This window comes from Flavobacterium sp. UM26, assembly GCF_057922445.1.
This window is the reverse complement of the sequence record NZ_JBVHCY010000001.1, coordinates 397,823-412,985: the sequence shown is the minus strand read 5'-3', so window position 1 is coordinate 412,985 and position 15,163 is coordinate 397,823. Positions and strand designations below refer to the sequence as shown.

Here is a 15,163-nt window from a genome sequence, read left to right as displayed (position 1 = left end):
AATGAAGAATTTTATTGAAGAAGTGACTTGGAGAGGAATGCTCCACGATGTTATGCCAGGCACCGAAGAACATTTGTTGGAGCAAATGCGTGTGGCATATGTGGGTATTGACCCAACTGCCGATTCATTGCATATTGGTCATTTGGTGGGTGTGATGTTATTGAAACATTTTCAATTAGCAGGACATAAACCCTTAGCTTTGGTTGGTGGTGCCACAGGAATGATTGGAGACCCATCTGGGAAGTCAAATGAGAGAAATTTATTAGACGAAGCCACTTTACGTCATAATCAAGAAGCGATAAAAGGTCAATTGGCTCGTTTCTTAGATTTTACTTCGAATGCTGACAATGCTGCCGAATTGGTGAACAACTATGACTGGATGAAAGAATTTTCGTTTCTAGATTTCATTCGCGATATCGGAAAGCACATTACAGTGAATTATATGATGGCGAAAGATTCGGTAAAGAAACGTTTGTCTTCGGAAGCAGCCGAGGGAATGTCTTTTACGGAGTTTACCTATCAGTTGGTGCAAGGCTATGATTTCTTGCATTTATACAAAGCCAAAGGATGTACGCTGCAAATGGGAGGAAGCGACCAATGGGGGAATATTACCACAGGAACTGAGTTGGTTCGTAGAAAAGAAGGAGGGAAAGCCTATGCTTTAACTTGTCCTTTGATTACCAAAGCCGATGGAACTAAATTTGGAAAATCCGAAGGAGGAAATATCTGGTTGGATGCCGCTAGAACTTCTCCATATAAATTTTACCAATATTGGTTGAATACTTCTGATGTTGACGCTGAGAAATATATCAAAATTTTTACGTTCTTGACCAAAGAAGCCATCGATGAGTTGACGTTGCAACATAGAGAAGCACCTCATTTACGTTTGTTACAAAAGAAATTAGCCGAAGAAATCACAATTATGGTGCATTCTAGGGAAGATTTAGAAAACGCAATAAAAGCTTCTGGGATTTTGTTTGGAAATGCCACGGCTGATGACTTAAAACAATTAGATGAAGCCACATTCTTAGAAGTTTTTGATGGTGTTCCTCAAGCAGAAATTGCCAAAAATGAAGTGGAAGCAGGTTTGGACATCATAACAGTTTTAAATGAAAAAACAGGTTTCTTTAAATCAAACGGTGAAGCGAGAAGAGCTTTGACTGCTAATTCTATTTCGGTAAATAGAGAAAAAGTAAAAGAAGACTTTGTATTGACGGCAAATGATTTAATCAATGACCGATTTGTCTTGTTACAAAGTGGTAAGAAAAATTATTTTGTGATAAGAGTGGTGTAACACCCGAAATTTATACACAGAAAAGTCTGCAATTTTTATTGCGGACTTTTTTGTTTAAACCACCATCAAATTACACCCACGAATATCCGAATTGTCAAAACGACCTAACACTTCAAAAGTACCATTAGTGTATTTTTTACCCAAATCTTGAGTAGCAATAAAGGAGCAGGAATTGCGATTGGCTAAGTCAATCACATTGATTCCGCCGGTTTTACCTTCGGCTACATAGCTTAAAGCATCTTCGGTATCTCGAATGAGGATTTGCATCCAAGAGGGGCATTCAAATATACCTTCTCCAAGCGAATATGCCTGTGAGAGCAATTCGGTCATCCCGTATTCTGAATGAATGCTAGCAACACCAAAACCAGCGCATAATTGTTGGTGTAATTCTTCGCGTATCATTTCTTTGCGCTTGCCTTTCATACCGCCCGTTTCCATAATGATGGTGTTTTGGAGCTGGAATTTTCTTTTTTCAATCAAGTCCAATAAGGCATAGGTAACACCAATCAAAATCACATTTTGTCCCTGACTATCCAGTTCGATTAACTTTTCTATTAATTCGTCGTGATTGTTGAGGTAAAAGCCACTTTCGGGTTGATTGGATAACTGAATCAAATCTTCGACCATATAAATCAAAGAGGAGCCTTCGCGTTCTAAATAAGAAGGTAAAAGCGCTAAAACGACATAATTTTCAATGTTGCCATAAAATTGAGAAAATCCTCTACGATAACTTTCTTCATAAAGGGAAACATCAGTAACTAGGTGTTGACTTGTGGTCATACCTGTAGTTCCACTGCTTGTAAAAATAGCTTGAGGAGCTTCGTTATTGCTCACAACTGTATGACTTTTGAAAAACTGAATGGGTAAAAACGGAATTTGTTGCAATGTTTTTACCTTTTGCACATTAGTATGTAGTAAATCACAAAATTCTTGATAAACCAAGTTGTTTTCGTATTGGTAACGAAACGTTTTTAAAGCGATTTTTTCAAATTGCTTTTGGTTGGAAATCGAAAAAAGATCAGAATTTGAGACCAATGCAGTATTTTTTTTGCAAAGGTATACTTTTTTGCTCTTTTTTGAGTTTATAATCAAAATGGAGTAGACAAAAAAAAGCTCCAACAAAATTGGAGCTTTTTTTGGGTGGTTAATTATAGTTATCTGATGATTAGTTTGCGTGTTGCTGTGGCTTGATTTTCATTGATTTTTATGATGTATACACCAGGAGAAAGCGAGGAAACATTAAGTTCTCTAGAACTCAATTGCGTTTGGAGTACTTTTTTTCCTAAAACATCAAAAATGGTGATTTCTTTTTCTAAATCCTCTTTGGTAGAAATGTATACTTTACCATTACTCACAGGATTAGGATACAAGCTCAACCCTTCGATAGAAGTGTTTTCTTGAGTCTTTGGTTGTTGTTTGGTTTCCTGAGCTGAAACCCTCACAGAGAAAAACAAAACCAATAAGAGTATAATATAAGAGTAGTTTTTTACCATTAGCTTAGATTTATAGTAAAGATATAAAAATCATTTTAAATAAATAAAAAAATGCCTTTCAATTTTGAAAGGCATTCTTTAAAGTACAAAGAAAGAAACCTGAAATTATTTGATCAAGCTAACTCCATCAACAATTGCCCATGCACCAGCTGTTAATGTAGCTCCTGTAGCTGTAGTACTTGTAGTGTAGTTTCCAGTTGGGAAAGCTACTGTAAAAGTTGTTCCAACACCTCCAAATTGTGAAGTTCCATCATTGATTTTTACATTCAACATTTTTATTTTGCCACCAGTCACTTGGTTGTCATTTGTTGATTTATCTTGGATTCTAACAGCAGTAGCTGTAAGTGTTGCATTAGAAGTTGTGTAACCTGAGATTAAAACGTTAGTATATTCTCCATTTCCTTCTTTTTTGAATTGGATAGCATCAAATTCATTTACTGAAGTTCCACCTTCAGTTACAGTACCAGCTGCTCTTGTTAATGTAATATTACTAATTTTAGGACCGAAAGCATTGTTTACAGATTTTGCTTCAATTTCCATTCCGTAGTTTCCTGTAGCAACTTGGTATGCATACCAGTTAGTATTAGCATCACCTCTCCAACCATCTTGCCAGTCGAAAGAATCATCAAAGTTTCCGTAAGAAATTAAATTTTTAGCACTAACAGTTCCACCGTAAAATTCAAAACCATCATCAGCTCCTTTGTAAGCTACTAAGTTTTCTAGAACAGTTCCTGATCCAACAGAATAAAATGAGAATCCGTTCATTTCACTAGTGTTGTCCGTTAATTTTTTTCCAGCATATTCTACTCTAACGTATTTTAAAGAGCCACCATTGTGTGCAGCGTTTGTTCCTCCGTAAGGTAAGTTGTTACCGTCTTCAGAAGTAGCAGTTGTAACTCCATTTGCACCAACAATTGGAGCGTCACCAAACATAATAATTCCTCCCCAAGATCCCGGAGTTTTAGAAGCTTCAGTAAATACGATTGGTAAAGCAGCTGTTCCGTTTAGGAATAATTTACCTCCATTTTCTACTAAAAGAGCATCAGCTGTTCCGTCAGCAATTGTAGCAGTGATTGTTGAACCCGCTTCGATAGTTAAAGATCCTCCGCTTTTGATTTTTACAGTCCCTTGTATAGTGTAGTTTCCTAATGGATAAGTTTTTGCAGTTGTGATGTCTCCAGTAATAGTTCCTGTAGGGATTGGTTGAGTTGTGATTTCTTCATTGTCAGATGAACAACTACCTAAAAATAAAGCTACGATTGATAAGCTTAAAACTAATTTTTTCATTTTTTTTACTATTTGTTTGTTGTGATTATTTGATACAAATGTAGTTATGGCTTCTAAGAAGAAAGTTAACGCAACATTATAATACCATTTCTAAAATTTGAACTTTAGGTAAATTTTATGTAAAGTATTTTTTCTTTTTCGGTTTTCATTTTTCAAAAAAAAAGCTACCCGATTTAGGTAGCTTTAGTTTTAGAAGGTATAAGAAAGATTCAATGAAAATCCTCTTCCTCTTTTGAAACTCTCTAGAAGTAAAGAGCTCTCGTTGATGGTAAATCGACTTTCATTTCCTAGTTCCATCTTGTATAATGGATTTAACAGGTTGTCGATAGCAAATTTAGCATCTATATTTTTGGTTAACTTACTAGACCAAACAAAGTCTAGTTTGTGAAATGGTTGTTCATAGATGTTGTCCATTCCTGCTGAACCCACAGCGAAAATTCTTGGACCAAAAACACCATACACTAATGAAATTGAGTTCTTCATTACTTCATTAAATTCAAAATCATATTTCAAATCTGAATTGATAATCCATTCTGAAGCACCTTGTAATTTTCTACTTGGATTGTTTTCTAAAGAAGTGTTTCCAAAGTTTACTTTTACATCCGTTTTCATTAATGAAGTGTTTAATCCGAATGAAAAATTAGCTAAAGCAGGGGAAATTCTTTCTAATTGCAATAACATTTCAATCTCTGCACCATATAATAACGCTTCTTTTGAGTTTTGGTAGGTCATCAACTGTCCGCTACCTCCAGCACCGGCTATAAAAATGCGCTCAATTGGATTTTGAATTTGTTTAGCAAATAAACCAGCAGCTATTAGTTCGTTGTTTTTAGGGAACAATTCATATTTGAAGTCAATATTGTAGTTGTCACTATTTTTCATGTTTGGATTCCCTAATATCGATTTACCATCAGGGCTTATGTATTGTAATGGTAATAACTCCATAGTCACAGGTCTTGTGATGGTTTTCGAACCGTTAAAACGCAAATTGCTGTTTTCAGTAAGTTCGTATTTTGCATTCACTACCGGCAAGAAATCTAATTTTTGATCCTTTATGTTTTGATAAGGACCATTAATAAGTTGACCAATACTTCTGTATTTTATAGTTCTGTCCGAGTTTTCTAATCGAAGACCAGCGTTTACTTCTAATTTTTTGCCAAAATGATGTAAGTAGTTAATGTAACCAGCATTTACCATTTGGTTTAATTTTACTTTATAATCGGCATTCGATTCTTCACGAACGGCAATAATTCCGTTATTAATGTCATCTACAATATAGGAATCGATTGTATTTAAAGGGGCAGTATAGTTTTTATTCACTGAACGTAAACCTGAGAAGATGCGATAGGTTGATTTTAAGTCATTAGCAAAACCATTATAACCTACGGTCAAACGATTCGCTTTTCCGTTTTCTTCTTCATTAAACTTATAGTTGTATTCTAATAATCCAGAGAAATAGTAGTTTCCGTTGATGTCTAAATACTGTCTGTTTAAATGGTTTCCACCATAAGAAGTATTGATTTCTGTTGGAGATACTTTTTCACCAATGATAAATTTACGGTCAGGTTGCTCATATGCAGTTCTTACGAATGATCCTCCCAATTTTAAGGTGTGTTTTTCGTCAGAAGTAAGTTTTACATTTCCAAACAATTGTGTATTTAGGTAATCTGATTGATCAAATTGGTTGGTACGAATCAAGATGTTTGGATTACTTGATTGGTTTGCGGTATAGCCAAGTTGATCGATTATTTTACTGTCGGTTGAACGCAAGTAAAATGAATTTAAACTAATATCAAAACGTTTGGCTTTATAGTTTACAGCTGCCAATGCAGAGGCATTTGTCTGATAGCTATAGCTTTCTCTTTGTAAATTGTTGTCATAATCACCAGCACCTAAAATGAAAGTACGGTCAACCCCTTTTCTAATAACAAATTTGTTGTCACCATTGATAGAAAAAGTATAGTTGATTTTATCACCATTGTCTAGATTGAATTTTTCTGAGTGAATAAAACCTACACTTGTATTTAAAGGGCTTGAGGTTTTGTCAACATTCCAAGTGTTGTTTTTGTAAGTAGCATTATACTCATCTGGAGTAAGTTTTTTACCTGTTGGAACACTCCCAAATGCAGGACTTAGTTGACGGTCTCTACCGTTTAATCCAAAAAATCCTTGCGTATTGTTGGCATCACTGTGAATTAAAAAGTCAGAACCATTATTCTCTGTGGTAAAGCCGGCACCAATAGAAAGTTTAGTTATACTTTTGGCTTGAACTGTTTCTATATTTACTGTAGCACCAGCAAAATCACCTGCGATATTTGGATTGAATGTTTTGTAAACATTCAAAACACCTACGATATCTGTTGGGAATAAATCTAATGGAATGATTTTAGTAAAAGGGCTGTTAGAAGGAGCCTGTAATTCGTTAATCAATAAATTATTGTAACGATCTTCTAGACCTCTTACGAATAAACCTCTAGATTCTACTTTGGTAATACCCGTAATTTTGGTCAAGCCTTCTTCTACATCACTAACTCCTTTTCGGGCTAGTTCTTGAGCTCCTATACTTTGTTTAAAAACCACTGCATTTTTTTGATCTAGTAAAATAGCCGTTTCTTTTTCTCTATTTGGAGCAGTTGCTTTTACAACTACATCTTCTAGTTTGTAACTTCCTGAACCAATAGATTTGTTTATGGTAACTGTTTCATTTGCTTTAACAGTAACTGGAACTTCTACTGTTTCGTAACCTACGAAACTAAATTGTATAACATAATTTCCTGGAGTAGTACTAATGGAGTATTTTCCATCGATGTCTGTGTTTACTCCAATTTTTGTTCCTTTTAAAGTCACATTTGCAAAAGGTAGGGATTGATTGTTGGCATCTTTGTCAGTAACGATACCAGTAATTGTTCCTTTGTTTTGAGAAAATCCAAGTACACTTATAAATAAGGTTAGGATTAAAAGTTGTAATTTCATTTGTTGTCTTTGTTTGTTGGTGCAAAATAAAGACCAAGCTGTAAATTCGATGTTACTCGAATATTAACATTGTATTTTATTACCATTATGCAAATGTTAACATATTAAATTAAGGTTAAGTCATCGAATTCTGTTTTTAGAAATGGATGGTTTATCGCTACATTTACATAGGTTTTTCGATTTTGATAGATTTAAAAGCCTAAATTTGATTTGTTTTAATAGTTTTTGGACTATTTTTTTATGAGATTGCTATATCTTTATTATATCGACAAAAAACGGAAACAGCAATAGCATAAAAGACCTAGTTGAAATAATATTACTTTTATGAAAAAAAGAAGCACAAAGATTTTATTGGTTGATGATGAACCAGATATTTTGGAAATTGTTGGATACAATCTTTCGCAGGAAGGCTATCAAATTGTAACTGCAAGCAATGGAAAAGAAGCGGTTACAAAAGCCAAAAAAGAATTGCCAGATTTGATTATTATGGATGTCATGATGCCAGAAATGGACGGAATGGAAGCCTGTGAACATATTCGTAAAATCCCAGAATTAAACAATGTAATCATTACCTTCTTGACAGCCAGAAGCGAAGATTACTCACAAGTGGCAGGTTTTGATGCAGGTGCCGATGATTACATTACCAAGCCCATTAAGCCAAAACTCTTGGTGAGTAAAGTAAAAGCTTTGTTACGCAGATTGAAAGAAGAATCACAAAATAGTGAAACGCTCAATGTAGGAGGAATCGAAATTAACCGCGAAGAATACAAAATCATAAAAGAAAATATTGAAATTGCTTTACCAAGAAAAGAGTTTGAGTTGTTTTATTTGCTAGCTTCAAAACCAGGTAAGGTTTTCAAACGCGACGAGATTTTGGACAAAGTTTGGGGAAATGAGGTGGTAGTTGGAGGTAGAACGATTGATGTTCATATTCGTAAACTTAGAGAAAAAATTGGAGAAGATTTATTTAAAACCATCAAAGGAGTAGGATATAAGTTCGAAGTGTAATACGTTTTGTATTCGTTTTCTACTATTTGAAAAATAATAAAGAGTAAAAAATTCACAAATGACATCCTATTTTTGGTTGTAATTTGTGAATTTTGCGCTAATACAAGTACCTTTAGTTGCTTGTAAATAATTTTAACATTAAAAAAGCATAACATTGGAACTAAATACTATGGTAAAAATCAATTTTAAGAAAACGTATAAATTTGCCATAAAATCGGCCTTGTATGTCAGTATTTTTGTTGCTATTGCTTCTGCCATTTTACTTCAGGCTTTTTTTAGACCGGATGCTAAGATAATTTTTTCGTTTGCAATTATTGCTTTTGTAGGAACTTATATTTTTTCTTTTTTAGTTATCCAGTATCGTGTTGAACGATTTATTTATCGCAGGGTAAAAAAAATATATGATGATGTAGCGTTACTAGAATCTAGTTCGTTTATCAATCAGCCCATTACTACGGATATGGAAACGCTGACTCGTGAAGTTAAAAAATTTGCTACAGACAAAAAGTTGGAAATTGAAATGCTTCAAGTTCGTGAGGCGTATCGACGAGAATTTTTAGGCAATGTTTCGCACGAACTAAAAACTCCATTGTTTACGGTACAAGGATATATAGAAACACTTTTAGACGGCGCGATGGATGACAAATCTATTCGTAAAAAGTATTTAAAACGTGCTGAAAAAGGTGTAGAGCGATTGATTTATATCGTCGAGGATTTGGATATGATTACCAAATTGGAGTCGGGAGATTTGAATTTAGAGTTTTCTAATTTTGACATAGTAGATTTGGTTCAGAATGTTTTTGATTTGCTTGAAATGAAAGCTGATAAAAAGAAAATTACATTGGCATTTGAAAATTATCACATTCAGCCGGTTTATGTTCATGGTGATAAAGACAAAATTCAGCAAGTTGTAGAGAATCTTATCGTAAACTCTATTAAATATGGTAGAGTAGGAGGAACCACTGAAGTTACCATTGTTAATTTGACAAACAAGAAGGTCTTAATTCGTGTAACAGATAATGGTGAAGGTATTGAAAAACAAAATATACCTCGCCTTTTTGAACGTTTTTATCGTGTAGATAAAAGTGGTTCTCGTTCTGAGGGAGGCTCAGGTTTGGGGCTTTCAATAGTTAAGCACATCATCGAAGCTCATAAAGAAAAAATTTACGTGGAAAGTGAGTTTGGTATTGGCTCAGAATTTTCTTTTACACTTGAAAAAGCAAAGAACAAAAAAGCCAACCAAAAAACTTCTGAAGAAGATAATAAAAGATCTTTATCGTCTAAATAAGGAATGCTGTTGCAGTTTCTACTTTCTAAAATTTAATAAAATACCTAATAAAATAGTTAAGGTAGTTTTATTTTAGCCTATTTAGCCGTTCCTTTTTTATGTGATATAGCCGAAATAGCGTTTTTTTCTATGAATCATTTTGAGTTAAAAATTTATTTGTAAACATTTAATTTACAATTGCTTAATATGTGTAAAAAAACAAAAAATAGTCTAAATTAGTACGTAAAACCTATTCTAAAAAGCCTGTTTCGCATATTTAATGATAATTTATTACCTTGATAATATTGAGTTAACGTTATCTTAACATTGCAGCTAGACATTTGCATCCAAATAAAACATACAAAAAAAAATGAGAAAAGTTTTAGTGGCAATGTTATCATTAGGTTATTTTGTAACAAGTGCTCAAGAAGTAAAGAAAGACGAAATTACAAAAGCGGTAATGCATGTTTTAGATTCTATAAACAAAGCAAAAATCGCTGAAGATAAAGAAAAACCTAAAAAAGAACATTGGTACGATAATATAGGAATAAGAGGTTATGTACAAGTGCGTTACAATGGTTTAATCTCTACGAATGATAAAGTTTCTTGTGAGCAGTGTGACAGATCATGGGGGACTACCTCTACAGCTCCAGATGCCAAAGCAAATAATGGATTTTTTATAAGACGTGCGCGTATTATATTTTCTGGGCAAATTCATCCAAATGTTTATTTCTACATTCAGCCTGATTTTGCTAGTTCACCTAGTTCGGGAGTGAATAATTTTGGGCAGTTGCGTGATGCTTACTTTGATTTGTCTATTGACAAGAAAAGAGAGTTTCGTTTTAGAGTTGGACAAAGTAAAATTCCATTTGGTTTTGAGAACTTGCAATCGAGTCAAAATCGTCTATCATTAGACCGTAACGATGCGATAAATAGTGCGGCGGCTAATGAGCGTGATTTGGGAGTATTCTTCTATTGGGCACCTGAAAAAATTAGAGAGCGTTTTGCGATGTTAGTAAGAGATGGTTATAAAGGTTCTGGAGATTATGGTGTATTTGGTTTTGGAGCTTACAATGGACAAACCGCTAATAGAACAGAAGGCAATAGAAATCTTCATGTAATAACAAGAATTACTTACCCTTTTGAAATTGGTAATCAAATTATCGAACCAGGATTACAGGCATATACTGGAAAATGGGCATTTACAACAGAATTATCAACTGGGGTGACTACTCCAAACAGATTACAAACTACAGACCAACGTATTGGAGCTACTTTTGTTTTGTATCCAAAACCATTCGGAATCCAAACCGAGTACAATATTGGTAGAGGACCGCGTTACGATAAAGTGACAAATACAGTGCAGGTATCTGATTTAGAAGGAGGGTATATTACTTTGAATTACAAATGGGATTTGCCTAAAAAACAATACTTGTTTCCTTTTGCTAAATTTCAATATTATGATGGAGGGAAGAAATTCGAAAAAGACGCACGTAGTTATGTGGTAAGAGATTATGAGCTAGGACTAGAATGGCAACCTTTCAAAGCTTTCGAATTAGTTGCTGAATGGGTTATTGCCGACAGAACTTTCGAGGATAGTGCATTAAAAAACAACAGACAAAGAGGAAATGTATTGCGTTTACAAGCGCAGTTCAATTTCTAAAAAACGGAAAGAAATAGATGAAAAAAGAGACCAGTAATTTTGGTCTCTTTTTATTTTACATTATAGTGACAATTTCAATCAAAGTATAAAGATTGAATAATATTCACTTAACATACACTTAATATTGACCCCTTATTTTTGCCTCAAAATTAAATAAACTTTAAAAAATGTATAAAACAAAATTAAAATTAGCCGCTGCATTAGCAATTGTTATGGTAATCGGATTTTCTTTTACTATGGCGACAAAAATTACAGTAAAAGGATCGGATACTATGGTTATTCTGTCTCAAAAGTGGGCTGAAATATATATGAAGAAAAATCCTGGAACTACCATTCAAGTTACCGGTGGTGGATCTGGTGTAGGTATTGCTGCTTTGATCAATGGTTCTACAGATATTGCCAACTCAAGCCGTCCAATTAAACCTGCAGAATTAGAAAAAATAAAAGCTAAATACAACAAAAGCAGTATTCAGATTGCTTGTGCAAAAGATGGTTTGTCTGTTTTCTTAAACAAAGCTAATCCAGTTAATGAATTAACCATTGATCAATTAGGAGCTATTTTTTCTGGAAAGATTACTAATTGGAAACAAGTGGGTGGTCCAGATGCAAAAATTCAATTGTACGGAAGAGAAAGTAGTTCAGGTACTTTCGAATTCTTTAAAGAGCATGTTGTAAAAACTGACTTTGCTCCTACTTGTCAAACCTTGCCTGGAACAGCTGCAATTATCAATGCAGTGAAAAAAGATAAATTCGGTATTGGTTACGGTGGTGCAGCATACGCTGAAGGAGTTAAAGATTGTAAAGTTAAAAAAGACGCTAAAAGCAAAGGGGTTTTACCAACAGCGGCGACGATCAAAAATAAAACCTATCCAATCTCTAGATACTTGTTTATGTACTTGAAAGAAAAACCAACTGGAGAAACCAAGAAGTTCATCGACTGGATTTTGAGTGCCGAAGGACAGAAGGTGATTGTTGAAGTTGGATATTATCCAGTAAAATAACAAAATGCTAAACTTCCTTCTCATGTAAATCATAGAAGGAAGTTTTTTTTAATTTGAATTTCTAAAATCCTATCATGAATTCTTCTTTCCCCTCGAATTCTAAGTTTACCAAAGAAAGTCTAAAAAAACAATTCCGTTGGTCTGAGTTTTTAGCCGAAAAGGTAATTTCTACTGTAGCTTTCTTATCCATCGCTATTATTTTCTTAATCTTTATTTTTGTTTTCAAAGAATCTTTACCGCTTTTTAGTTCGAGTAAAGAAGCTGCTAAAACTGAAGTACAAGCTACTACTACAGCACAACCCGAAACCTATGGCGGAGCCACTGAGGATTTAGAGCCCGAAACCTATGGAGCACCAGTAGAAGACCTGGAAGCACCTGAAGCAGCAGCAGTTGAAGATTTAGCTCCCGAAACCTATGGTGAGCCTGTTGAAGAATTAGCAGTGGGTACTGAAGAAGTGACCAAAACAGCAGCACCGAATCAAGAAGGAGCGGATAAAACTTGGAGCACTTTTGTATCTACAGAATGGGTTCCCGTTTCGGATAATCCTCGTTTTGGATTGATAGCCTTATTAGTTGGAACATTAAAAGTGACAATTATTGCAATGCTTATTGCAGGACCCTTAGCGATTTTGGCGGCAATTTACACTTCCTGTTTTGCTTCCAAAAGAAGAAAAGAAATCATTAAACCTATTATAGAAATGCTAGCTGCTTTTCCATCTGTAGTGATTGGTTTTTTTGCTTTGATGGTGTTGGCTACTTTTTTTCAAGATGTTTTTGGGTATGATTCTCGTTTAAATGCCTTTATTGGTGGAGTAGCGATGGCATTGGCTGCTATTCCAATTATTTATACTATTGCAGAAGATGCGCTTTCGGCTGTGCCTAAAACGTATACCGAAGCGAGTTTGGCTCTAGGAGCTAGTAAATCGCAAACGGCCTTTTTGGTGACTTTACCAGCGGCAACGCCAGGTATTTTTGCCGCCTTATTATTGGGTATAGGACGTGTGTTTGGTGAAACTATGATTGCCTTGATGGCCACGGGTAATGCCGCTTTACTATCTGCCAATCCGTTTGAGAGTGTGCGTACTTTTGCCGCTACTATTGGTTCTGAAATGGCCGAAACGGTGTTTGGAGAAACACATTATAGTGTTTTGTTTTTTATAGGATCCTTACTTTTTATTTTTTCTTTTGCATTGAATGCCATTGCAGAGTTTTATGTAAAAGGAAAGTTGATCAAAAAATTTCAAGGAAAATAAATTATGGAAACATCTACAACTGAAATGCAACATCCTTTTTTTAAAACAGAAAACAAAAAAGAGGATTTGAAAGGAAAAGCTATTGTCGGAATTACTCAATTAGCGGTTCTTCTAATCATTGCGATTTTATTTATCATTTTAGGAATTATAGTATATCAAGGAAGATCTAAGTTTTCTTGGGAGTTTATCTCTTCTTTTCCTACGAATGGAATGACTGATGGAGGTATATTTCCTGCCTTGATTGGTACTTTTATTCTAGTAGTAGTGATGTCGATTGCTGCGGTACCATTTGGAACTATTACAGCTTTATACCTTACCGAATATGCCAGCGAAAAATCAAAATTTGCTGCTGCGGTTCGCTTCTCAATTCGTACCTTAGCGGTAGTGCCATCGATTATTTTTGGCCTTTTTGGATTGGGCTTTTTTATTCAGTTTGTGGGTACTGGTGCTGATACCGTTTTTAACGGCGGAGCATTACGTTGGGGGCAACCTAACATTCTATGGGCGAGTTTGACAATGTCCTTATTAACCCTTCCGGTGATTATTGTATCGGTAGAAGAAGCGTTAAAAACCATCCCAAGAGAATTGCGTGAAGCGAGTTTGGCTTTGGGTGCTACAAAATGGGAAACCATCAAAAATGTGGTGTTGCCAGGTTCTGTTTCTGGAATTATGACAGGAACTATTCTTGCTGTGAGTCGTGGTGCTGGAGAGGTAGCACCGATTTTGTTTACCGGTGCAGCTTACTACTTAGCATCGCTACCAGGTTCTTTGAGTGATCAGTTTATGAATTTAGGGTATCATATTTATATTATGTCTACGCAATCTTCGGATGTGGAGAAAACGATGCCGATTCAGTTTGCCACCACTTTGGTTTTATTAATTCTTACTTTGTCGTTGAATTTAGTTGCGGTATTGATAAGATCTAGAATTAGAAGAAGAGCAAAAGGGTAATGTTTTTTGCGTGAGGGATAGAAGCAATGTACCGAAGTACAGCGTATAGCCCGACCGCAGTTGCGAAAGGCGCAAACTAACGGGTTGCTGAAGGAAGCCTTTTGCAAATGGGGTCACGCCCAACTTATATTTTAAAAATTTGATTTAGATACTATTATGAAGGATATAAAAATACACGTTAATGATTTGTCGTTATATTATGGCGAAAAAAAGGCATTAAAGGAGATTTCGATGCAAGTACCTGCGAATAAGGTGACGGCTTTGATTGGACCATCGGGTTGCGGGAAATCTACTTTCTTGAGATGTATTAATAGAATGAATGATTTGATTCCGGATGTGAAAATTACGGGACAGATGCTCGTAGAAGGGGTTGATATTTATGATAAGAATGTAGATGTGGTTAATATCAGAAAGAAGATTGGAATGGTTTTTCAAAAATCGAATCCATTTCCGAAATCTATCTACGAAAACATTGCTTATGGTCCTAAGATTAATGGGATTAAAGATAAAACACAGTTAGACGAGATTGTTGAAACTTCTTTGCGACAAGCCGCTATTTGGGAGGAGTTGAAAGACCGTTTGGACGATTCGGCTATGGGACTTTCTGGAGGACAACAACAACGATTGTGTATTGCTAGAACTTTGGCAGTAAGTCCAGATATTATTTTGATGGATGAACCTGCTAGTGCGTTAGACCCTATTTCTACTTCAAAAATTGAAGAATTGGTTCACGAATTGAAAGAGCAATACACGATCATTATTGTGACGCACAATATGCAACAAGCGGCAAGAACTAGTGACCATACCGCGTTTTTCTATATGGGAGAATTGATAGAAATGGGTAAAACCAAAGATATTTTTACTAAACCAGAGAAGAAACAAACGGAAGATTATATTACAGGTAGATTTGGTTAATTGTTTAATTATTTAATCGGCAATTTGTTTGACCGATTAACGTTTTAACTAAAAAAAT

At 34.9% G+C, this 15,163-nt stretch carries 12 protein-coding genes; 8 read left to right on the top strand and 4 right to left on the bottom strand.

Going from position 1 to position 15,163, the window contains the following annotated elements; genetic code table 11:
* Position 1 precedes the first annotated feature (1 nt).
* The gene (gene tyrS / locus ACZ1AQ_RS01820) at positions 2–1,294 is read left to right on the top strand and encodes a tyrosine--tRNA ligase (RefSeq protein ID WP_489631246.1); all 1,293 of its coding nucleotides are present in this window, start codon (positions 2–4) and stop codon (positions 1,292–1,294) included.
* 54 nt (positions 1,295–1,348) lie between these two features.
* Here the strand turns inward: tyrS and ACZ1AQ_RS01815 are convergent, their stop codons facing one another.
* From ACZ1AQ_RS01815 to ACZ1AQ_RS01800, 4 genes are all read right to left on the bottom strand, one after another.
* Positions 1,349–2,329 (bottom strand): LuxE/PaaK family acyltransferase, encoded by a 981-nt coding sequence (locus ACZ1AQ_RS01815; protein WP_489631245.1) that lies wholly within the window; start codon positions 2,327–2,329, stop codon positions 1,349–1,351.
* A gap of 119 nt (positions 2,330–2,448) precedes the next feature.
* Positions 2,449–2,787, bottom strand: a complete 339-nt coding sequence (locus ACZ1AQ_RS01810; RefSeq protein WP_489631244.1) for a T9SS type A sorting domain-containing protein — start codon at positions 2,785–2,787, stop codon at positions 2,449–2,451.
* Positions 2,788–2,892: 105 nt separating this feature from the next.
* Positions 2,893–4,074, bottom strand: a complete 1,182-nt coding sequence (locus ACZ1AQ_RS01805; RefSeq protein WP_489631243.1) for a hypothetical protein — start codon at positions 4,072–4,074, stop codon at positions 2,893–2,895.
* A gap of 189 nt (positions 4,075–4,263) precedes the next feature.
* Complete coding sequence (locus ACZ1AQ_RS01800; RefSeq protein WP_489631242.1) at positions 4,264–7,047, bottom strand: TonB-dependent receptor; 2,784 nt, start codon at positions 7,045–7,047, stop codon at positions 4,264–4,266.
* Positions 7,048–7,371: 324 nt separating this feature from the next.
* Here ACZ1AQ_RS01800 and ACZ1AQ_RS01795 point away from each other — a divergent pair, with 324 nt between their 5' ends.
* The 7 genes from ACZ1AQ_RS01795 (at position 7,372) to pstB (ending at position 15,105) form a co-directional block, all read left to right on the top strand.
* Complete coding sequence (locus ACZ1AQ_RS01795) at positions 7,372–8,055, top strand: response regulator transcription factor (RefSeq protein ID WP_489631241.1); 684 nt, start codon at positions 7,372–7,374, stop codon at positions 8,053–8,055.
* Positions 8,056–8,224: 169 nt separating this feature from the next.
* A complete protein-coding gene (locus ACZ1AQ_RS01790) occupies positions 8,225–9,343 on the top strand; it encodes a sensor histidine kinase (RefSeq protein ID WP_489631357.1) in 1,119 nt (372 codons plus the stop codon).
* Positions 9,344–9,692: 349 nt separating this feature from the next.
* Positions 9,693–10,985, top strand: coding sequence for a porin (locus tag ACZ1AQ_RS01785; protein ID WP_489631240.1), 1,293 nt, complete (start codon positions 9,693–9,695; stop codon positions 10,983–10,985).
* A 167-nt stretch (positions 10,986–11,152) separates the two neighbouring features.
* Positions 11,153–11,986 (top strand): phosphate ABC transporter substrate-binding protein, encoded by an 834-nt coding sequence (locus ACZ1AQ_RS01780; protein WP_438064514.1) that lies wholly within the window; start codon positions 11,153–11,155, stop codon positions 11,984–11,986.
* Between the two features lie 74 nt (positions 11,987–12,060).
* Complete coding sequence (gene pstC, locus ACZ1AQ_RS01775) at positions 12,061–13,239, top strand: phosphate ABC transporter permease subunit PstC (RefSeq protein ID WP_489631239.1); 1,179 nt, start codon at positions 12,061–12,063, stop codon at positions 13,237–13,239.
* Positions 13,240–13,242: 3 nt separating this feature from the next.
* Positions 13,243–14,190 carry a phosphate ABC transporter permease PstA gene (gene pstA, locus ACZ1AQ_RS01770; protein WP_438060865.1) on the top strand — a complete coding sequence of 316 codons (948 nt, stop codon included), beginning with the start codon at positions 13,243–13,245 and terminating at the stop codon, positions 14,188–14,190.
* Positions 14,191–14,346: 156 nt separating this feature from the next.
* A complete protein-coding gene (gene pstB, locus ACZ1AQ_RS01765) occupies positions 14,347–15,105 on the top strand; it encodes a phosphate ABC transporter ATP-binding protein PstB (RefSeq protein ID WP_159687413.1) in 759 nt (252 codons plus the stop codon).
* Positions 15,106–15,163: the final 58 nt, after the last annotated feature.

Coding starts and splice junctions, on each gene's coding strand:
- tyrS (WP_489631246.1), top strand. CDS start 2: ATGAAGAATTTTATTGAAGAAGTGACTTGGAGAGGAATGCTCCACGAT.
- ACZ1AQ_RS01810 (WP_489631244.1), bottom strand. CDS start 2,787: ATGGTAAAAAACTACTCTTATATTATACTCTTATTGGTTTTGTTTTTC.
- ACZ1AQ_RS01805 (WP_489631243.1), bottom strand. CDS start 4,074: ATGAAAAAATTAGTTTTAAGCTTATCAATCGTAGCTTTATTTTTAGGT.
- ACZ1AQ_RS01800 (WP_489631242.1), bottom strand. CDS start 7,047: ATGAAATTACAACTTTTAATCCTAACCTTATTTATAAGTGTACTTGGA.
- ACZ1AQ_RS01795 (WP_489631241.1), top strand. CDS start 7,372: ATGAAAAAAAGAAGCACAAAGATTTTATTGGTTGATGATGAACCAGAT.
- ACZ1AQ_RS01790 (WP_489631357.1), top strand. CDS start 8,225: ATGGTAAAAATCAATTTTAAGAAAACGTATAAATTTGCCATAAAATCG.
- ACZ1AQ_RS01785 (WP_489631240.1), top strand. CDS start 9,693: ATGAGAAAAGTTTTAGTGGCAATGTTATCATTAGGTTATTTTGTAACA.
- ACZ1AQ_RS01780 (WP_438064514.1), top strand. CDS start 11,153: ATGTATAAAACAAAATTAAAATTAGCCGCTGCATTAGCAATTGTTATG.
- pstC (WP_489631239.1), top strand. CDS start 12,061: ATGAATTCTTCTTTCCCCTCGAATTCTAAGTTTACCAAAGAAAGTCTA.
- pstA (WP_438060865.1), top strand. CDS start 13,243: ATGGAAACATCTACAACTGAAATGCAACATCCTTTTTTTAAAACAGAA.
- pstB (WP_159687413.1), top strand. CDS start 14,347: ATGAAGGATATAAAAATACACGTTAATGATTTGTCGTTATATTATGGC.